Genomic DNA, 19,026 nt, shown 5'->3' with positions numbered 1-19,026 from the left:
TAACCTTATCAGCAGAGGGATTCTTATTCACTATGATTTCACCAACATAAGCATTAGTATCGATGGGGGGGATGAATTGAGCGACTTAACCAACATTGTGCTGATGCCTTCGCTGATGTTGCTGGGCATCCTGCTGGGCCGGGTCAGGTTCGGTCTTAAGGCAAAGCATCTCGAGTTCCTCCTCATCAACATCATGGCGCCAATTCTGATGTTCGCCGAGATTTTCAAAGCCGACCTGTCCGGAATCACACTGGAAAACATCCTGCTGCTCTCGGTTATCTACGTGGGGTTATGCTTCGGCGTGAGCTATCTCTCCTCCCGAAGGTCTGACAAAAGGGAGCTGGGGACAGTCGTTATCAACTCGACCTTCTTCAACAACATCTTCCTGCCCTTCCCCCTCATCTACGCCTTCTACGGCGACCTCTCCGCGGCCCTGCTCTTCTCGCTGCCCACGATGATCCTCCACAACACGGTCGGGGTCTTTCTTGCCTCCTACTGGGGCCACGGGAGGTTTGAGAAAAAGGTTTTAGTCCGGTCCGCCACCTACCCGCCGCTGTTGGGGTTCCTGCTCGGCCTGCTGCTGCAGCCTGTGGTGGGGTGGTTTGCGGAAACGGCGGCTTTTTTCTGGCTGCATCAGTTCGGCCTGCTCACGGTCTACCTGAGCCTGATCTGGGTCGGCATGGTCATCCCCCTCTCTAAAGAATCCTTCCTCATCTTCGGCAACCGCACCACCGGCCTCATCACGGTTAACCGGCTGGTGATCTCCCCAATTATCGCCGTGATTCTGGCGGCGATTTTTAACCCTGCTGAGGCAGTGAGAAACACCCTCCTCATCATGGCGCTGATGCCGCCCGCCGTGACCAACCTGCTGATCATCTCCCGGTTCAACCTTGACGTCAGGGCAACCTCCCAGAGCCTGTTCGTGCCCACGCTGCTCAGCATGGCGGCGGTCTTCGCGCTGCGAGGCCTTGCGGTATTATAGTGGCGGCTATCCGGGCGTGAAGAGAGGTTTAAGAAAAGCATCGGGTCGGGTTCGCGGCGTTATCTCCCCGGCCAGGTTCTGCCGCATCAACCTGGCAACCCTTTCCAGATCTCTAGTCCTGCCCAGCACCCACATCAGCTTCACCCAAGCCACCTCAGGAAGCATGTCCTCCGCAGGAATGACGCCGAGCTGGAGCAGTTCACGGCCCGTGGAGTAAACGTTCATGTCGACCCTGCCCCAGAGGCACTGCGATGTCATCACCACTGGGATCTTCCTTCTCTGGGCCAGTTCAATGCCCTCAAACAGGGTCTGGGGGACGTGGCCCAGCCCCGTGCCCTCAAGGACAATTCCGCGGTCGCCAGAAGCGATGATGCCCTTGATGACACTTGCGGGCAATCCCGGTGTAGTCTTCACCAAGGCCACCCTCTTCTCCAGCCTGTCCTGCACCCTGACCCGGCCCGCGGAACCAGCGCGGCGGTAGTCATCGCGGAACATCACGATCTGGCCCTCTCTGACCATGCCCAAAGGGATATCATTGATGCTCTGAAAGGCATCCCGGCGACTGGTGTGGCACTTCCGAACCTTGGTTCCCCGGTGGATCAGACAATGATCATCCTCGGTTGACCCGTGCATGACCACGGTCACCTCGGCGATGTCCGATTTGGCGGCGACCGCGACCGCTGAAATCAGGTTCAGGGCGGCGTCGCTGCTCGGCCGGTCGGAGGACCTCTGCGACCCGACCAGAACCACGGGGCGAAACAATCCCTGAAGCATGAAGCTCAGCGCGGCGGCGGTGTACCCCATGGTATCGGTGCCATGGGCCACCACGACTCCCGTGGCCCCGTCGTTGATCTCCTTGGCCACAATCCGGGCTACCTTCGCCCAAAGCTCCGGGATCATGTGCTCGCTGAAGACGTTGCAGGCCTGGACCACCTTGACGTTGGCAATCTCAGCTATCTCCGGAACCGCGTTGTAGATGTCCTCGGCGGTGAACGCGGGATAGACCGCTCCGGTGCGGTAATCGACCCGACTTGCAATGGTTCCCCCGGTGCCGACTATCGTTACCCGAGGCTTGCTCGCGTCCGGAACTACCGCGGGTTTGGGCACCGCCAGCTTCGGCAGTTCCCGGCTCTCGAGCAAGGCCACCTTGGTGCTCCGGCCGACCTTCACCCCGATGTTGTAGCCGTTGTCCAGCTTGAGGACCAGATGATCGGGATCGCCCAGCTCGGTGCGGGGCATCAGGACGCCGACATAGGTGCGGCCGCGGCTCACCGCCTTGATCTTGTCGCCCACCTTCACCGACGCCGCGCGCAAAATTCTCTGCACCTCACCCCGGTAGCCGGTCATCGCCATCAGCTTAGGTTATCGCGCCCGGTCTTATAATCCGTATCCTTTATCGAACTCTGCCGGTTTTATCTGGTCGTGGAGCATCCGCACATCTAGCGGTGGGGTAGCATTTTTTAACTTCAAACTACAGAGAATTTGAAGGTGCGGGGGTAACTCAACCATCTGGTGGAAAGCCGCCACCGGATTGAAATGGGAGACCAGGTAAAACCTGGCTCAATAGTGTCGGACCTTGGGGGACAGCTCTCAAGGGGCAAAACTGAAGACTCCTAGGTCTGATATCCGAATGTTGAGGGTTCAAATCCCTCCCCCCGCACCTTTTTTCACTGAACCGAATGAGGAAGATACCGGCGGATTTCTGTCAAAGGAGGCCTATTGACAAGGATCGATTTTTGAGCACGGTTTGAATTTCCATCTAGGTTTATATCCCTCAAAACGCCGGTTGTTGCCCTACCATCGCCATCGCGAAAAATTAAACCGACAAAATGAGATAGAAATCAAACCATACTCTGCCCCAGCAAAGCGAGGATGTTGGGCAGCGCAGTGCAACCCACGCGATGCATGGGGATTTGGCACGGTTAAATCTTGAGGATGTTTAGAAGTTCCTTGGCGCGTACTATCTTGATTCTCCCAAATTCCTTCAATCGCGGCAGATGCTTGTCACCAGAAACGATGTACCTTGCCTTTCCCTCCAAGGCGCACCCCAGCACCTCATTATCGGCCGGATCTTCATGGATTACCCTGACACTGCGCTTTGGCGAGATGATGTCGGAGATAGTCAAAATGTATTTGACACTATCATCAACCGTCTTTTCGTCCAAGCCAAACCTCTCGTACATCAAAACTTTTTTTAGCTCGTCCAGAAGTGCAGCTGATGTGAGTAGCTTTATCTTTCCTATTTCCGCTAACTCCACGATTTTTGATTCGTTTCCTTCCCAAAGCAATGAGGAAACGAGGACGTTCGTGTCGGCTACCACTATCACAGGCTTCATTCCGCATGCCCACGAATCTCTCTGATCGCGCGCTCGACATCCTTTCGGGTAACTCTCCGTTCTCTGGCTTTTGCCCTAATGGGCTCGGCCAGCATTGAAAACAGACCCGGCTCTGGAGCTTCCACCTTTTTCAAGATGATCCTGTCGCCGGCGGCGTAAACCAGCATCAACTGGCCCTCTTTTATCCCGAGTTCCCGCCTTATCTCCTTCGGGATTACCAATTGCCCCTTGATGGAGGTCTTGGTCACGGCCAGCGTCACGTATCCCACCAAGTAAGCCTAGTCTTACTTTTAATATAAAAGCATCGGTATTCCTGCATCGAGCAAGATTTGTGCGGTCCCTCCTAGTAAAAAAGGCACCGTAGGCGCCATGACTTCACCCAACCCCCAAAAGACCACAAAAATCCTGCCCAGATCCTGCCCGGTTCTTAAAATTTAGCTTGATAGATTTGAATGATAGCAGCGCTCTATCCCTCCGCACCAACGTGATGCCCCGAAGTTAGCGCTGAAATTTCCTCATTCACGACGCTCCCGACAATAACTTTTTCCAGAATATCAGGCCCCATCTTGATGAGCTTGCAACCACCTTACACTCCAGCCCATCCTCTTCATTCGCCGCTCTTTGAGATTAACCGCTTCGGGCCCCCGCTATCCGATGAGACCTCGCTCTGTTCATTGATCCTGTAACTCAGGTCCCGATTATCGTTTTTCCCCATCACGGTCATGACGCAAGTGATGAGGGGTTTCCTCAGGTTCTCGTCCAGAAGCTGAAACTAGTGCTCTGGCTGCGAAGAACAAGAACTCAGCCCGGGCGCCTCGGAGGCATTTTCCCACGGCTGTTTTTCCTCACCGGCTCTATGTGCACGACAACCGAGGCCAGCTCCGGAATCCTAGTCTTCAGGCTGCGCTCCACTTTCGTTGCAACCCTGTGCGAGTCTTCGACGCTCAGCTTGGGGTCGACCAGCACGTGCATGTCCGCGTGGATGCGGGAGCCGACGCGCCGGGCCCGGCACTTGTGACATCCGCTTACTCCAGGGACATCCATACAGATGTCCTTCAATCGAGAGATGAATTTTGTACCCGGGCTGGCGCCCATCAGCACATTTAACGCGTCATAACCAATGGCCAGCCCCCAGCGGAGAATCACGAGGGAGATGATGATGGACGCGACCGCATCCGCCCAGATGTATCCCCATTTCATCAGCACCAGCCCGGCCAGCACGGTCGCCGAGGAAAAAGCATCTGAGAGGGTATGATATCCGTCCGCCACCACCGAGTTTTTTCTAGACAATCTCCCGATTTTGATCTTGTATCTTGCTAGGGCGCTGAACAAAACTATGGTAAACGTCGCCAGAAGGAAAAGCTCCGGGCTGACTTCGGCCGGCGTTTGGGCGAAGATCTTCTCGATCGCCAGCTGATCTATCCTCACCGCGGAGAAGATTAAAGCACCCGCGAGAAACAGTGAAACCAGCGTCTCGGCCTGCATGTGCCCGTAGAGGTGACCCCGATCCGCCGGACGTCCCGAGACCTTGAGACCGATCAGGACCCCAATCGAGGTGGCGGTGTCAAAGAGGGCATCCAGCCCGGCAGCGAAGAAGGTGACGATTCCAAACCTCAGGAATACCGCCACCTCAACTGCACCCAAAAGGGTCGTCACGATGATTGACGCTACCGTTACCCTCTCGGCCTGGTTCAGCATCCAATCGCTTAAGAGGGATGGTCAACCCTGCTTAAAAGGATATCGAACCAAAGCAAAAATTTCGGGATGATAACGGTGGTGAAATGGAAGGGGGTCAATTTTTCAGGCGGGCCTCTTCCGGCAGCATGATGGGAATTCCGTCCACGAGGGGATACTCCCGACCGCACCGGATGCAGACGAGCTTGCCCTTCCTCAGTCTTACCCCGGACTTACAGATGGGGCAGGCAAGTATATCCAACAATTCCTTGTTAATCGGTGGCTTCGGCATGGCAATCCATTCAGGCCTCAGGCTCCAAGGTATTAAAAACATCCGCACCGCTGATCCAAAAATTTCCCAACCACCCGGAACTATTTCAGGTGGCTTGACCTTCTTGGCAAAGACCGGGAATTAATTTACCCCGACGCTTTTCGAGAACTTAACTCCTTCAAGGCCTTCAGCACTTTGTCATGGGTGATCGGCAGGTCTCTTATCCTGACACCGGCCGCCTGATAAATCGCGTTGGCAATCGCCGGGGCTACCGGAACCAGGGCCGGCTCGCCCACCCCCTTAGCGGCAAAGGGTCCCGTCGGCTCAAGGGATTCCACGATGACCGGCTCAATCCGCGGCAGGTCCGAGGCATGCAAGAGCTTGTAGTCGGTGAAGTTCCGGTTGATCACGCGGCCGCCGCTGTCCAGGACCAGGTCCTCGGTTAGGGCAAAGCCCATACCCATCACCGCGCCGCCTTCGATCTGTCCCTCGACGATCAACGGATTTATCGCCCGGCCGACATCAGCAGCATAGACAATATCGAGGACTTTGATCGCCCCGGTCTCGGGATCGACCTCGAGCTCCAGACACATGGCACCGAAAATTGGGGCGTTGCTGGGCGGCATGTAGGTGGCCTTGCCGACGATCGCCACCTCATCAATTATTTCCTGAATCGTTTTCCTGACCTTGGGGTCCTTCTTCAGCCGGACGATGCCCTGGACCACCTCCAGTTCCTCCGGCTTGGTCTTCATCACCTCGGCCGCTTTCCTCAACAGCTGTTGCTTGGCGTCCGCGGCGGCCAGCCTCGCCGCCTGGCCGCTGATGTAGAGCTCACCGCTGGCGTAGGTCCCCCGGTCCACGGGCACAAAGTCGGTGTCGGGGCGGGTGACCGCCACTTTCTCCAGATCCACGCCCAGTTCCTCGGCCACCAGCTGGGCGATGGTCGTCGTAATCCCCTGCCCGATCTCGGCCGCACCCGTCATCACCTGTACCGTCCCGTCCTCGTTGATCTGGACGATTGCCGAGGAGGACTCCTTGATGTAGGGGAAGGCGCCACTATTGTGCATCAGGCAGGCGATGCCCAGGCCCCGGTTCCTCAGCTTCCCCGCCTCGATGTCCCGCGACTTCTGCCGCCAGCAGATTCGCTCGGTGGCCCTCCGGATGCATTCCTGCAGCCCGCAGCTCTCGATCCTCAGGCCGGTGCCGGGGTTTATCTCCCCGGCGCTGATGGTGTTCTTCAGTCTCAGCTCCACGCGGTCGATTCCCAGCGCCTCGGCGATCTCATCCAGCTGCGACTCCACGGCGAAGCTCTGCTGCGGGTTCCCGTAGCCGCGGAAGGCCCCGGCGGTGGGGCTGTTGGTGTAGACGACATCGGCCTCGAAACTGACGTTGGGTGATCTGTACAGGCCCAGTTCCCGCGTGCTCATGGCGCCGGCAACCGACGGGCCGTGGGAGGCGTAGGCCCCGGTGTTAAGGATGGCCCTCACCTGCCGCGCCACCAGAGTGCCGTCCTTCTTCACCCCAGTCTTCAACCAGACAATGGAAGGATGCCGCGTGGTAGTGGCCTGAAAGACCTCCTCCCGGGTCAGTCTCAGCTTGACGGTTTCGCCAAGCTTGATAGCCATCAGGGCGCAGATGGGCTCGAGGATGACCTCGTCCTTGCCGCCGAAACCTCCCCCGACGTAGGAAGTGATCACTCTAATTCGGTGCTGGGGAAGGCCGAAGACCTCGGAGAGCACGGAACGGACGTGAAAGGGGATCTGGCTCGTCGTCCAAATCGTCAGCTTGCCTGACTCGTAAGAGGCGGCGCAGGCGTGGGGTTCAATCGTGGCGTGCACCTGCCGCCCCGTGGTGTACCTGCCCTCAAAGACATGGTCGGCCTCGCGGAAGCCCTTCTCCACATCCCCCCACTCCCGCGCGATATGGGCGGCTACATTTCCTTGCGGGTGAATCCGCGGTGCCTTGGGGTCCATGGCGGCTACCGGGTCGAAGACCGCCGGCAGTTCCTCGTATTCAACCTCGATCAGTGAGAGCGCCTCCTCGGCGGTGTCTTCGTCCACCGCCGCCACGGCTGCCACCGGCTCCCCGACGTAGCGCACCTTCTCATCGAAGAGGTATTTGTCCTTGGGTAGGAGGTAATATACGCCCGGGTTGAACGGCACCCGCGGCGCGTCCTTGTAAGTGATGATTCCCCTAACCCCGGGGAGCCGCTCCGCCCGGCTCACGTCAATCCTCTTTATCCGGGCATGGGCGCGCGTGCTGCCAAACAGCTTTACCGAAAGAGCGCCGGGCAGCTTGATGTCATCCAAAAACTCCGCCTTTCCGGTGGCGAGCTTAACCGCGTCGAGCTTGGGGACGGACTTTCCCACAACGGAGAACTTCACGCTCATGCGCTGTCTCTCCAAGTTTCCGTTTCTGCTTCACGAGGCGCGCTAAAATACCTTTCGCTGCTAGCCGGGTGGGAGCACCAGTTTGGGGTTTGCTCAACGTCTGGCTTTTCATGAATATGCCCCAGCCGAAATCGGTTGTTATATAAAATTGAATGCCCAAAATTTCACGGCTTCAAGCCTAAATAAGAAAAGGGAGAAGTTTATCCGTGGCCAGGGTGGTGTAGCTTGGTTAACATTCGGGCCTGTGGAGCCTGCGTCCCGGGTTCAAATCCCGGCCCTGGCCCCTTATCATCGGTTAAGAAATTATGGTCCGGATGTAATTTGAATTTTTAACCTTCAAAAAAACCATAGCTACTTCAAAAGTCTTCTTTTTTATAAACACAAAAGGACTGACACCTCAGCAATCCCGCAGTCAGTCACGGGGGGGAAATCGCCATTATTTCGCGGCAAATTTCGGGATATTGGACGATGAACCGCAACTCGTCCTCGACCAGCGGCTTCTGGTTCAGGACGTTGGCGTAGCGCACGAGTTCCAGTATCTTCCTAGCCTCCTCCTCGTTCTTGAACTCGATCTCCAGCTTTTCGGCCACGTTCCTGAACCCCTTGATCCCGGAGTACTCCCCCACGGTGATCTCCCGACCGGTCTCGATGACCTCGGGCTCACCACGGCCCAGCTCCTCGAAATCATAGAGCTCGTAATTTCTCCGGTCCTTCAGCGCTCCATCGGCGTGAATCCCCGACTCGTGGGCGAAGGCGTTGGCCCCCACCCCAGGCTGATTGATTGGGATCGGGACCCGGAAAGCATAGGAAGCGTATTTGCACAGCTTCCACGCCATCTTCAAATCGACCTTCTCATCGAGCCGGTACTTGCCCTGAACACCGCTGCTGTACTTCAGGGCCAGAATCACGGAGACTAGGTCCGCGTTGCCAGCGCGTTCCCCCATGCCGTTGACGCAGGTGTTGATGTAAGCGTCATAACCGGCGTCGTTAGCGGCCATGGCTCCGCAAACTGAGGTCGCCACCGCCATCCCCAGGTCATTATGGCAGTGAAGCTCGATGGGCATCTTTATCGCCTGGGCCAGCTGTTTCACCCGTTCGTAAACGGTGAAGGGGCTGTCATACCCCAGTGTGTCGCAGTAACGCAGTCGGTCTGCTCCCGCCTCCTTCGCCGCCAGGCCGAAATCAATCAGATACTCCAGCCGCGTCCGGGAGGCGTCTTCCGCATTGACGCCGACGGTCTTGGCTCCGTGGTTGCGTGCAGTTTCCACGGCCTCGGTCATCTCCTGGATTACCGCCGCATGGTTCATTTTCCCCTTGAACTTGTGCAGGATCATCTGGTCCGATGTCGAAATGGAGAGGTTGACGTGCTCCAGGCCGGGAACATTTCGGAACGCCTGCTTCACATCCTTGTCCGTGGCCCGAATCCAGCCGCCCAAACGCAGATCACCGAAGATACCCATCCTCGCCAGCTTCAGGTTAGCGTTGAGGTAATTGACCTCGTGGTTGGTCGTGGGGAATCCGAACTCCGATTGAAAGATGCCCATGTTGCTCAGGTAGAGATTTATCATCGTCTTCTCGAGCTTGGAAAGACAGATCCTCGAGGTCTGCACCCCGTCCCGGTTGGTGACGTCGATGATGTAAATCTTCGTCATGGCCAATCGTCCGCTCCTTCTACGCTTTCTTTCGTTAAATAACCTACCCATCGCGGCTGTCTCAGGCATTGAACCTCACGGGATGAATTCCACATGCTCAAACTTGCCAAACCACTGCAAAAATGCGGCAGGGGTCGAGGCCTGCCCTCATCCTTAACGCTCACAGAGCACTTAAACCCAAGTTGATCTAGTCCCATTCTTCCGGGCGATTGCGGACTGACTTGGACGCGGCGCCTTTGACCTTTTTCTTCATTTCTTTCACCCCCTTGCTTTGTAGCGCCTCCAAATTAACCTCCCAGAGAGAGGTACCACACTGTGCTACTTAAGAGAATTCGTTGAAATTGTGCCGGAAAATCGGAAAATAGTGAAAATATTTCACCTTTAACCGAAGATTGGAGAATATTTTGAAACAGCGAGATTAATAACTGAACCAGCTTTAAACCCTTAAAAGGCGGCTGACCTAAATCTCGTTGAGAACATGCCCCGGCCATATGTGATCCTGAATGCCGCGATGACGCTGGACGGTAAGATAGCGACCGCGGGCGGCGACAGCAAGATTTCCTCCGCGGCCGACCTCACCCGCCTGCACCGGCTCCGGTCCCGGATGGACGCCGTCATGGTCGGGGCGGGGACCATCCTCGCCGACAATCCCTCGCTGACCGTGCGCCGGGTGAAGGGAAGAAACCCAGCCAGAGTGGTGGTTGACGGCAGGGCACGGATCCCTCACGGGGCCAAAATTTTGGACAACTCGGCCAAGACCATCGTGGCGGTCTCTAGCGTGGCCGACGCAGAAAAGGTCGAAAGGCTGCGTCAGGCTGGTGCCGAGGTAATTGTCTTCGAGGGTGAAAAAATTGATCTGCGCCGGCTCCTCGAGGAACTCTACCGCCGGGGCATCAGGAAGCTACTGCTTGAAGGCGGCTCGACCCTGAACTGGGACATGATCTCGCAGGGGCTGGTGGACGAGATTCAAATCACCATCGCACCTAGGATCGTCGGTGGGGTGGAGGCAAAAACACTGGTCGGGGGGACCGGTTTCTCTCGAGTAAAAGATGGAGTCAGGCTCAAGCTTTCCAAGGTTTCCCGAGTCGGCAGCGACGTCCTGCTGGTTTACCAGGTCGCGGGTGCCAAGCGTGATTAAGAAAATTGGCGACCGCCTCACCATCGTCGGTGTGGCGCATGTTCTACCAAAAAGCGTTGCCGAGGCCGAACAAGTAATTATGACCGAGCGCCCGGAAATCGTCGCGGTGGAGCTGGACCCCGCCCGCTATCTGGCGCTGACGCGCGGCGCCAAGACTAGGGTCCTTGACGCCTGGCGCGCTGGCCCGGGCATCTGGCTGCTCACCGCATTAATCCTGATGCTACAGGGGAAATTCTCCCGCCAGACCGGGGTGGAGGCCGGAGAGGAGATGCTGACCGCGATTCAAAAGGCCAGGGAAATCGGGGCCCAGGTCCACCTCATCGACCAAGACATCGGGACCACCTTCAACAGGCTCCTGAGCGGGATGTCGATGAGGGAGAAGCTCAGGCTCTTCGGAAATCTGATCCTCAGCCTGCTGCCGCTGGGCAAGGGCGTTGACCTGGGGCGGCTCACCGAGGAGCAGGTGGTGGAAAACCTGCTGCAGGAGTTCAGGAAGTTATCGCCGAGGGCCTACGAGGTCCTGATCTCGGAGAGAGATCGCCACATGGCCATGAGGCTGGCGTCCCTTCTGCTCTCCGGAAAAAGGGTGGTTTGCGTGATAGGCGCCGGTCACGTGCCTGGTGTCTGCGAAGAGCTGAAACGGCTGACGGACAACAGGTGGGGCCTGAACTTGGAGTACACAGCAGGCTGACATATTGAGAAATGAACTTCGCTGGGAGACTACCTTAAAGTTGGTCTGGATAGGATTTATAAATAGTTGCCTAAAATATCGTGGAGATGAGCAAGTGAATCAAGGCATTGTGGAAAAACTGAAAACGATGTTGGGGGTTAACATAGAGAGGATTGAAGAGCAAGGGGAGCAGCTCGTCGTCTATGTCCCCAAGGGGCAGGCGGCTAGGGCGATAGGCTCGGGCGGTTCCGTCGTCAGGTCCGCGGAACTGGTGCTCCACAAAAAGCTGGCGATAAAGGAGCTCTGAGCCTCCGCTCGAAAGCTCTTTAAAATACCGGGGCGAGATAACGTTGAGGTGAGTTTGTGGTACAGGCATATATCCTGGTGACCGCGGCCATCGGCAAGGTGAAGCAGGTGGCCAAGGAGATAAAGAAGCTGCAGGACGTGAAAAATGTCCATGTCGTTACCGGACCCTACGACATCATCGTTCACGTTGATACCAGTAGCATGGACACGCTGAGCCGGGCGGTGGTCGAGGGCATCCACAAGATCAAGGGAGTAGTCGACACCAACACCGCCATCGTCATCGACGTCTGAGCTCCCCGCGCGACTTCCTTTTTTTTATAATTTTGTCCCTCCTCTCCAGACGATTTCCAGCGAGTAGACTTATTTTTCTGAAAAATGGTAGCCCCGCCCGGATTCCCGTCGACGCTGTCGATTTCGAACCGGGGTCAGCGGGTCCAGATTGCGGCCAGCTGGTGCCCGCCAGGATTGACCGATGGGCCCCGCCAGCGGCGGGTCTACCCCACGGGGCTACAAGATTACTACTTCGAAAGGATAAAAAAGCCTTGATATTGGCCTACTTCCTAGTCCATTTTTTGGAAACTCGCCCTGAGAACAAACTCAGTGCCCATGCTCCGGCGTTCCGAAACCGTCTAAATGGTACTTCACCTAGTTAAAGCGGTGGTTATCTGCACGAATGGGCCCTAGCCGAGGCCGTTGTGTCCACGATGCTCGCGGTGGTCAAGGAGAAGGGAGCCAAGTCAGTTTCCGAGGCCAAGGTAAAGCTGGGGAGACTGCAAAACGTCGACACCGAAATCTTCGCCCATGCCCTTAAAGAGCTGACCAAGGGCACGCTGCTGGAAAAAGCCAAGATCAAGCTGGAGCCGGAGGAAACGCGCCTCAGATGCCGGGCCTGCGGCCACGAGTGGAACCCTAGCTCCGGCGAGGTCAACGAGGAGGAAGCCGAGGCCATCCACTTCGTCCCCGACCTGGCCCACGCCTTCATCCGCTGCCCACGCTGCCGCAGTCCGGACTTCGAGATAATCGGAGGCAGAGGAGTATGGGTCGAGTACCTCAAGATCTCAAAGTAAAGGTGCCTGACCCGCGCCTCTCGATCATCGACCGGAGGCTCCGGCGGGTGAAAAGGATCATCATCATCGCCAGCGGGAAGGGTGGCGTGGGCAAGAGCCTGATCGCGACCACGATTTCCCTGCTGCTGGCCCGTGGCGGCCGGAAGGTGGGGCTGCTGGACCTCGACTTCCACGGCCCATCCTGCCACATCATCCTAGGGGCGGCTGACGCCAAGCCGGAGGAAGCAAGGGGGCTGGTGCCTCCGGAAGTTCACGGGATCAAGTTTATGTCGATGATCTACTTCATCGGTGACCGGCCGCTGCCGCTCAGGGGCGATGAGGCCTCGGACGCCTTCGTGGAGCTGCTGACCATCACCCGGTGGGACCAGCTTGACTACCTCGTGGTGGACGTGCCCCCCGGCATTGCCGAGGAGGTCCTCGACATCATCCGCCTGATAAAAAGGGCCGAGTTTCTCATCATCACCACGCCGTCGGCTCTAGCGGCAAAAACCGTGGCCAGGCTCAGCCAACTTCTCCAGGAGCTCAAGGTCCCGGTCCTCGGCCTGGTGGAAAACATGTGCCTCGCTTCCGAAGGCATGGCGCAACCGGTGGTAGGACCGGAGGTCAAACTTCTGGGTCGGCTTCCCTTCGACACCAGAGTGGAAAAGGCCTTAGGCAATCCCGACCTGCTGCTAAAGACCAACTTCGCCCGGAGCTTGGAACCCATCGTGAAAAAAATTGCTGAGCCAACACTAGGTGCTCGGTCCGTGGGCCATCCAGTCCGGAGCCTTGGCCCCGGGGATTGAATCGGCTCGGGGCAGATAGGGTTTGATATCCACGATGGGAGAGCCCTCGGCCGCGTCCATCCCCTTCACGCGCAGCCGGCAGTCCTCCACTTTGATGAGTTCCACCACACACATCCCGATCGGGTTCGGTCGGGTCGGGCTTCGGGAGGCAAAGACACCGACGAGCGGCGCCCCGGGATGCCGTTTAGGGATAACCTGAAGCACCCGCCTCTCCTCTGGTGTATCCCGCTGGTGGAACCAGTAGAGCACGATCAGGTGGGAGTAGTTCTCTATCCCCTTGAGGGCGGGGCAAAATTCGGGATAAATCACAATCTCCGTTTCCTCCCCCTCAACCCGGTCCACGGCCCCGACAAAGCGAAGCTCGCCCTTCATGATCAACCCGAGTTAGAGGATGGCGCGGCAGCAAAAAAGAGTAATGTTCCAGTATTTCTACCCCGCCAAGATGACCGCTCAAAGAAAAATCGCTTTCTCGTGGTAGCCCGGGGCGGAAATTCGGTCGACCCGTCGACGTTCGAATTCGGCGGGTTATTGCCCTCCGCCGTCGCAGGCTCCAAAGGCCCGCAGGATTGACCATTGGGCCCGACCCCAGTCGGTCTACCCCACCGGGCTACCGAAATTATTTCCCAACACCGGCATTAATCTGTTTGCTTTGCCGCCGTCCCGCTGGGCTCAGTGGCTCCGGAGGTAATCGATGAGATCGTCCGAGATCAGCGGCTTACCTCCGACCATGGGAAAGGCATAGGGAAGGATGACTGAATATCCCGGCTCGATCGGAATTTCCAACCCCACCTGGACAGGTATCTCCTCCACCCTCCTCCCCGCGACCACCTGCCGGGCAACGTAAACCGCTCCGTCGATGGCAAACTGATGCCGGCCGATGTGGCGCCTCGTCGCCCGGGGCAGCTTCCTGGCGAGCAGCTCCCTCGTCCGGCCCAGGGGCGGGTCGTTCCCCAGGATGCCACCGATCAAAATCACCGATTTGCCCTGGAGGTCATCCGGGGAGAGCACCTTCCGCGCCAGTGGATCCAGCAGGAGAATCCCCCTCTGGCTAAATATTTCTCCAACGCTCTTTCTCTCCACCGAGGCAACCCGCGACAGCCTTCGACGTTCGGAGGCCCTCCTGACGTTGGTTATCAGCAGATCCCCGGCAATCCTCGCCGAGTGGGAATACTCGATGTAAAGCCATTGGCTGAGCTTCGGCTCGAGGTGTTCAATCACCAGCCGCATATAATCCGCTTACCTTCTCCGGCGAAGCGCTTCAGCCGCCACCACCAGCGGGTCGATGCTCTCGCTTACCGGCGGTGCATAGCAGTAGTCAATTTTGGAAAGTTCCTTGGCGGTCATCTGCCTTTTAACCGCCAGCGCCAGCGTGTTGACCCGCAGCGCCGCCCCAGCGCCGATGACCTGGCCTCCGAGCAGCCTCTGTCCCCTCCTCTCGGCAACCAGTTTAATCGTCACCGGCTCGGCTCCCGGAAAGTAATGGGGCTTGCTGAAACATCTCACCCGCGCCGACACCGCCTCGATTCCCGCCTCCTTGGCCGCCCCCGCGGTCAAGCCGGCCGAGGCTATCTCCAAGCCACTGGCCATAGTAACGACGGCATTAAGGACCCCCTCGAATGTTTCATCGCCGCCAGCAGCGTTGATTCCCGCGACCCGGCCCATCCTGATGGCCGTGGTGGCCAGCTGGCTCCGAATCGGCCTACCAGTGATGAAACAGCGGGCCTCAGCGCAATCCCCGATGGCAAAGATGTCGGGTTCGCTGGTCCGAAGATGGTCGTCCACCGCTATCGCCCTCGTCGGCCCCAGCGCCAGCCCCGCCTTAACGGCAAGCTCAATCTCCGGCTTCACCCCGACCGCGATGACCACCATATCGGCCGAAAGCTCCTCTCCCTCGAGAACCACCGAGCTGACGCTTCCCTTGCCGCGGATCTCCTTCACCGCCCGGGAGCAGATGACGCGGATTCCCGACTTTACTAGGCGCTCGGCAACAATCTCCGCCATGTCCGGGTCGAGCATCCCGGGGAGGACATCAGGCAGCATCTCGACCAGCGTCACCTCAAGACCGCGTTCCTTTAGGGCGCTGGCAGTCTCCACGCCGATGGGTCCGGCCCCGACCACCACGGCCCTTTTTGCCCGTGGCAGCGCCGCAAGGATCCTCTCCCCGTCCTCAATGGTCCGCAAAGTGAAAACGTGATCTAGATCAACGCCGGGAATCGGCGGTTTGAGGGCCCGGCTGCCGGTGGCCAGTATCAACCTGTCGTAGGGGATTTTCTCCTCCCGAACCGTCCTGAGGTCAAGTACCGTAACCGTCTTTTCCTCGGTATTGATGGACCTGGCCTCCGCTCCCAAGCGCACTTCGACACCCTGGAGCCTCGGCATTGCCTCCACCAAGTCCTGCAGGGTCGCCACCTCGCCCCCGATGACGAAGGGAAGGCCGCAGGGGTGGTAGGTGGCATAGGTCCTTCTCTCGATAACGGTGATCTCGGCCTCGCGGTTGTAGAGTCTAGCCGTGGCCGCCGCGGTCAGGCCGGCCGACTGAAAGCCGACGATGACTATCCGCAAAGACTATCCCCCCTGCCGACGTCGCTTGGAATAGAGCAGCGCCTCGATGCCGGGCATCGGCTCTCCGGAGAGGAAGCTCACGGCCGCGCCGCCACCGGTGCTCACGTGGTCGATCTTGCTCGCCAGTCCCGCCTCGTTCACGATGGTGACCGTGTGACCGCCGCCGAAGACCTTGAAGGCCTTGGAGTTGGCCGCCGCCCGGTAGAGCTCCAGCGTCCCGCGCTCGTAACCCTTGCGCTCAAAGACGCCCATCGGCCCCTTGACGACGATTGTCTTGGCCTCGGCCAGAAACTTGGAATAATAGGCAACTGTCTTGGGTCCCACGTCGAGCAGCTCCACATTCATCGGCAGCTCCTCCACCGCAATCACCTTGGGCTTGCCCTGAACGTCGACCACGAAATCAAGCGGGGTCTTAATCAGGTGGGCGTGGTCGGCGTAAATGCCCCTGGCGCGGTCGACCAGCTTGATGTAGCTCTTGTCCGTAATCAACTTGACGTTCGGTCCCCCGATGTCCTTTCCCGAAACCATGAGAAAGATGTTGGCCAGAATTCCGCCGGTGAGGACCGTGTCCACCAGCCCCTTCTTGAGCGAGTGCTCTAGGATCTTTATCGTGTCCTCGGCCTTGGCCCCGCCGAGCATGTAGACGCAGGGGTGCTCCGGGTTCAGCGCCCGGGACATCCCCTTGACCTCCCTCTCCATCACCCTTCCGGCATAGGCGGGCAGCACCGCGGCAAACCCGATAATCGAAGCGTGAGGTCGCTGAGCTGCGGCAAAGGCATCGTTGACGAAAATCTGCGCCAGCGGGGCGAGGTTCTGGACCAACCGGGTCTTGGCCTGCTCCTCCATCGATCGGGCCACCGGCTCCTCGGCCAGATAGCGAACGTTCTCCAGCAGGATGACGTCTCCGGGCTTCATCTCCTCTATAGCCTGGGCCACGGGCTCGCCGTAGAAAAGGTCCTTCAGGTACTTGATCTTTATGCCCGTCGCCTGGCTGAGGAGCTCGGCGTGCTGCTCCAAGGTGGTGAAGTCGTCGTCACCCAGCCGGCCTTGGTGGGCCAGCAGCACCAGCTTGGCGCCCTTGGCAGCCAGCTCCTTTATCGTCACCGCCGAGGCCTTGATCCTGGTGTCATCCAAAATTTTACCGGTAACGGGATCCATCGGGGAGTTGATATCAATTCTCACGATCACGGTCTTTTCCTTAACATCAGCCTCATCCAGGGTGGGTAAGTCCTCTATTCAATCACCCAACGTCATTTTCTCAAGCGGCTCTTAAAGTTTGCTGGCAGGGATACACAGGTAAAATTTACCCGTCGCCATATCGTTCCAAATTTTAGACGCGTTCCTTTTTTGGAAAGATTTAAAAAGGAAGCACGCGCTCCAGTGATAGAGGTAAACTTGCCGGAAAAGACCTGGATTGAGATGCTGATGCTCCTGGCGAAGGAGGGGGCGACCAGGGAAGAAATCAGGGTCTCCTCCGCCTCGCTGGCCCGCCAGCTGGGTGTGTCAAAACAGACCGCGATAAGAAAGCTGGCCGAGCTCGAAGAACAATCGCTGATCTCGCGCCGAGTGGAGCCCCGGGGGCAGTTCCTCCGGATAACCTCGGCGGGCTTGTCGGCGCTACGGGCGCTGCACCAGGAGCTGGGGAGAATTCTCACCCAGGAGCCGGCCAAAATCGTCCTATCAGGGACGGTGGTCACGGGGGTGGGCGAGGGCAGCTACTACGTGGGCCACCCGGGTTACTCGAAACAGTTCCAGCGGGAGCTCGGTTTTCTGCCCTACTCGGGGACGCTGGACATCAAGCTCGACCGGTCCTCGCTGGAGCTAAAGGAAACGCTGACGCGGCTGCCCTCCAAGCAGGTCGCCGGGTTCAGCACCAGTGAGAGGACCTTCGGGCCGGTGAAGCTCTTTCCCTCCAAGATAAAGGGCGTGGACAGCGCCGTGGTCATCCCCAACCGGAGCCATCATAAGGACATCCTGGAGATAATCGCCCCGGAGAACCTGAGGAAGACCGTGGGCCTTAAGGACGGCGATCAGATCAAGGTGGAGGTGTTCCTGTGAGCATCGAACGGGCCTTGGAAGCCCTGCGAAAGGGGGAATTTCTACTCCTGCACGACTCAAAGGACCGGGAAAATGAGGTCGATCTGGTGATCCTAGCCGAGGCCGTCAAGCCCCACCACGTGGCCACCATGAGGCGAGACGCCGGAGGGCTGATCTGCGTGGCGCTCCACCCGAAGATTGCCGACAGCTTCGGCCTGCCCTACCTGACCGACATCTACCGTGAGGCCAGATCAAAGTTCAGGGTTCTAGAAACGGCCTGGCCCAACGACATACCCTACGACGAGCGCTCCGCCTTCTCCATCACCGTGAATCACCGCCGGACGTTTACTGGCGTCACCGACGAGGACCGGGCGCTGACCATCAACGAACTCGGGAAGCTGGGCGCCCGGGCCGCCGACTGTGACCTGACCGGGGAGTTCGGCAGGGAATTCCGGACCCCAGGACACGTTCACCTCCTCCGCGCTGCTGACGGGCTAGTCGCTGAAAGGAAGGGACACACGGAGCTGGTAACCGCCCTCGCCGAGCTCGCCGGGGTCACGCCGGTGGTGGCTATCTGCGAGATGCTCGACGCTCAGACGCACCGGGCGCTGTCGAGGCAAAAGGCAAGGGAATACGGGAGAAAGCAGGGCATCGAGTTCCTCGACGGTGCCGAGGTGATTAGGGAGCTGGAAAAATGAAACGGGTTGGAATCGTCGATACCACCTTCGCGCGCTACGACATGGCCGGCGCCGCCATCGACGAGCTGAAGCAGCTCTGCAGCGTCAAGGTGGAGCGCCGCACCGTGCCCGGCATCAAGGACCTGCCGGTCGAGGCCAAGAAGCTGCTCGATGAGGGCAACGACATCGTGATGGTCTTCGGGATGCCGGGCGCCGAACCCATCGACAAGCAGTGCGCCCACGAGGCCTCGCTGGGTCTCATCATGGCCCAGCTGCTGACCAACAAGCACATCATCGAGGTCTTCGTCTTTGCCGACGAGGCCAAGAGTGAGAAGGAGCTCGCCATCCTGGCCGAGAACCGGGCGCGCGAACATGCCCGAAACGTTTATCGCTTGCTCTTCAAACCTGAGGAGCTCACCAAACTGGCCGGCACCGGGCAGAGGGAAGGAGGCCCGGACGCCGGACCCCTGAGGAGGTGA

21 protein-coding genes and 4 tRNA genes are annotated in these 19,026 nt (G+C 58.5%); 12 read left to right on the top strand and 13 right to left on the bottom strand.

What is annotated here, in order from left to right; genetic code table 11:
- The first annotated feature begins 76 nt into the window (after positions 1-76).
- The gene (locus tag ACP5PX_RS01705; protein ID WP_428083344.1) at positions 77-982 is read left to right on the top strand and encodes an AEC family transporter; all 906 of its coding nucleotides are present in this window, start codon (positions 77-79) and stop codon (positions 980-982) included.
- Positions 983-988: 6 nt separating this feature from the next.
- Here ACP5PX_RS01705 and gatD read toward each other — a convergent pair whose 3' ends face one another.
- On the bottom strand, positions 989-2,329 hold the full coding sequence (gatD, locus tag ACP5PX_RS01700; RefSeq protein ID WP_428083383.1) for a Glu-tRNA(Gln) amidotransferase subunit GatD: 1,341 nt from the start codon (positions 2,327-2,329) through the stop codon (positions 989-991).
- A gap of 143 nt (positions 2,330-2,472) precedes the next feature.
- On the opposite strand from gatD, the gene ACP5PX_RS01695 reads away from it, so the two are divergent.
- Positions 2,473-2,642 (top strand) — tRNA-Phe (locus ACP5PX_RS01695).
- Positions 2,643-2,904: 262 nt separating this feature from the next.
- Here ACP5PX_RS01695 and ACP5PX_RS01690 read toward each other — a convergent pair.
- From ACP5PX_RS01690 to ACP5PX_RS01670, 5 genes are all read right to left on the bottom strand, one after another.
- The gene (locus tag ACP5PX_RS01690) at positions 2,905-3,318 is read right to left on the bottom strand and encodes a putative toxin-antitoxin system toxin component, PIN family (RefSeq protein WP_428083342.1); all 414 of its coding nucleotides are present in this window, start codon (positions 3,316-3,318) and stop codon (positions 2,905-2,907) included.
- Positions 3,315-3,578 (bottom strand): AbrB/MazE/SpoVT family DNA-binding domain-containing protein, encoded by a 264-nt coding sequence (locus tag ACP5PX_RS01685; RefSeq protein ID WP_428083340.1) that lies wholly within the window; start codon positions 3,576-3,578, stop codon positions 3,315-3,317. The genes ACP5PX_RS01690 and ACP5PX_RS01685 overlap by 4 nt, the downstream gene beginning before the upstream one ends.
- Positions 3,579-4,119: 541 nt before the next feature.
- Positions 4,120-5,016: a cation diffusion facilitator family transporter gene (locus ACP5PX_RS01680; protein WP_428083338.1), complete on the bottom strand. Its 897-nt coding sequence runs from the start codon at positions 5,014-5,016 to the stop codon at positions 4,120-4,122.
- A gap of 94 nt (positions 5,017-5,110) precedes the next feature.
- Positions 5,111-5,326 carry a Trm112 family protein gene (locus ACP5PX_RS01675; RefSeq protein ID WP_428083336.1) on the bottom strand — a complete coding sequence of 72 codons (216 nt, stop codon included), beginning with the start codon at positions 5,324-5,326 and terminating at the stop codon, positions 5,111-5,113.
- 83 nt (positions 5,327-5,409) lie between these two features.
- Positions 5,410-7,653, bottom strand: a complete 2,244-nt coding sequence (locus ACP5PX_RS01670) for a xanthine dehydrogenase family protein molybdopterin-binding subunit (RefSeq protein ID WP_428083334.1) — start codon at positions 7,651-7,653, stop codon at positions 5,410-5,412.
- Between the two features lie 209 nt (positions 7,654-7,862).
- On the opposite strand from ACP5PX_RS01670, the gene ACP5PX_RS01665 reads away from it, so the two are divergent.
- Positions 7,863-7,936 (top strand) — tRNA-His (locus ACP5PX_RS01665).
- Positions 7,937-8,069: 133 nt separating this feature from the next.
- Here the strand turns inward: ACP5PX_RS01665 and ACP5PX_RS01660 are convergent.
- Positions 8,070-9,305 (bottom strand): homocitrate synthase/isopropylmalate synthase family protein, encoded by a 1,236-nt coding sequence (locus ACP5PX_RS01660; RefSeq protein ID WP_428083381.1) that lies wholly within the window; start codon positions 9,303-9,305, stop codon positions 8,070-8,072.
- Between the two features lie 478 nt (positions 9,306-9,783).
- Between ACP5PX_RS01660 and ACP5PX_RS01655 the strand changes: the two genes are divergently transcribed.
- From ACP5PX_RS01655 to ACP5PX_RS01640, 4 genes are all read left to right on the top strand, one after another.
- Positions 9,784-10,443, top strand: a complete 660-nt coding sequence (locus ACP5PX_RS01655; RefSeq protein ID WP_428083332.1) for a 2,5-diamino-6-(ribosylamino)-4(3H)-pyrimidinone 5'-phosphate reductase — start codon at positions 9,784-9,786, stop codon at positions 10,441-10,443.
- Positions 10,436-11,134 carry a TraB family protein gene (locus ACP5PX_RS01650; protein WP_428083330.1) on the top strand — a complete coding sequence of 233 codons (699 nt, stop codon included), beginning with the start codon at positions 10,436-10,438 and terminating at the stop codon, positions 11,132-11,134. The genes ACP5PX_RS01655 and ACP5PX_RS01650 overlap by 8 nt, the downstream gene beginning before the upstream one ends.
- Before the next feature lie 94 nt (positions 11,135-11,228).
- Positions 11,229-11,420 (top strand): transcription elongation factor NusA, encoded by a 192-nt coding sequence (locus tag ACP5PX_RS01645; RefSeq protein ID WP_428083328.1) that lies wholly within the window; start codon positions 11,229-11,231, stop codon positions 11,418-11,420.
- A gap of 56 nt (positions 11,421-11,476) precedes the next feature.
- Positions 11,477-11,710 carry an Lrp/AsnC family transcriptional regulator gene (locus ACP5PX_RS01640; RefSeq protein WP_342811272.1) on the top strand — a complete coding sequence of 78 codons (234 nt, stop codon included), beginning with the start codon at positions 11,477-11,479 and terminating at the stop codon, positions 11,708-11,710.
- A gap of 85 nt (positions 11,711-11,795) precedes the next feature.
- On the opposite strand, the gene ACP5PX_RS01635 is transcribed toward ACP5PX_RS01640, so the two are convergent.
- A tRNA-Gln gene (locus ACP5PX_RS01635) sits at positions 11,796-11,928 on the bottom strand.
- Between the two features lie 195 nt (positions 11,929-12,123).
- Here ACP5PX_RS01635 and hypA point away from each other — a divergent pair.
- Positions 12,124-12,486, top strand: a complete 363-nt coding sequence (gene hypA / locus ACP5PX_RS01630) for a hydrogenase nickel incorporation protein HypA (RefSeq protein WP_428083326.1) — start codon at positions 12,124-12,126, stop codon at positions 12,484-12,486.
- Entirely contained in the window at positions 12,456-13,271 is an 816-nt protein-coding gene (locus tag ACP5PX_RS01625) for an ATP-binding protein (protein ID WP_428083324.1), read from the top strand. Before hypA ends, ACP5PX_RS01625 begins: the two co-directional genes overlap by 31 nt.
- Here ACP5PX_RS01625 and tsaA read toward each other — a convergent pair.
- The 5 genes from tsaA to ACP5PX_RS01600 all read right to left on the bottom strand — a co-directional run bounded on the left by tsaA (position 13,218) and on the right by ACP5PX_RS01600 (position 17,051).
- A complete protein-coding gene (gene tsaA, locus ACP5PX_RS01620; protein WP_428083322.1) occupies positions 13,218-13,643 on the bottom strand; it encodes a tRNA (N6-threonylcarbamoyladenosine(37)-N6)-methyltransferase TrmO in 426 nt (141 codons plus the stop codon). The two genes, ACP5PX_RS01625 and tsaA, sit on opposite strands and share 54 nt — an antisense overlap.
- Before the next feature lie 100 nt (positions 13,644-13,743).
- Positions 13,744-13,880: transfer RNA gene (locus tag ACP5PX_RS01615), tRNA-Gln, on the bottom strand.
- Between the two features lie 60 nt (positions 13,881-13,940).
- A complete protein-coding gene (locus tag ACP5PX_RS01610; RefSeq protein WP_428083320.1) occupies positions 13,941-14,498 on the bottom strand; it encodes a hypothetical protein in 558 nt (185 codons plus the stop codon).
- A gap of 9 nt (positions 14,499-14,507) precedes the next feature.
- Positions 14,508-15,833 (bottom strand): FAD-dependent oxidoreductase, encoded by a 1,326-nt coding sequence (locus tag ACP5PX_RS01605; protein WP_428083318.1) that lies wholly within the window; start codon positions 15,831-15,833, stop codon positions 14,508-14,510.
- A 3-nt stretch (positions 15,834-15,836) separates the two neighbouring features.
- On the bottom strand, positions 15,837-17,051 hold the full coding sequence (locus ACP5PX_RS01600) for a phosphoglycerate kinase (RefSeq protein WP_428083379.1): 1,215 nt from the start codon (positions 17,049-17,051) through the stop codon (positions 15,837-15,839).
- Between the two features lie 177 nt (positions 17,052-17,228).
- Here ACP5PX_RS01600 and ACP5PX_RS01595 point away from each other — a divergent pair, with 177 nt between their 5' ends.
- Genes ACP5PX_RS01595 through ribC form a run of 3 tightly spaced genes read left to right on the top strand, consistent with a single transcriptional unit; the run spans position 17,229 to position 19,026 of the window.
- Positions 17,229-17,891 carry a DUF120 domain-containing protein gene (locus ACP5PX_RS01595; protein WP_428083316.1) on the top strand — a complete coding sequence of 221 codons (663 nt, stop codon included), beginning with the start codon at positions 17,229-17,231 and terminating at the stop codon, positions 17,889-17,891.
- Positions 17,888-18,568: a 3,4-dihydroxy-2-butanone-4-phosphate synthase gene (ribB, locus tag ACP5PX_RS01590; protein ID WP_428083314.1), complete on the top strand. Its 681-nt coding sequence runs from the start codon at positions 17,888-17,890 to the stop codon at positions 18,566-18,568. Before ACP5PX_RS01595 ends, ribB begins: the two co-directional genes overlap by 4 nt.
- Complete coding sequence (gene ribC / locus ACP5PX_RS01585; RefSeq protein WP_428083312.1) at positions 18,565-19,026, top strand: riboflavin synthase; 462 nt, start codon at positions 18,565-18,567, stop codon at positions 19,024-19,026. The genes ribB and ribC overlap by 4 nt, the downstream gene beginning before the upstream one ends.

This window comes from Hadarchaeum sp. (SeqCode) (assembly GCF_049969415.1).
Lineage (GTDB): Archaea > Hadarchaeota > Hadarchaeia > Hadarchaeales > Hadarchaeaceae > Hadarchaeum.
The sequence above is the reverse complement of the archived record's forward strand: the minus strand, read 5'-3'. Positions and strand labels throughout refer to the sequence as shown.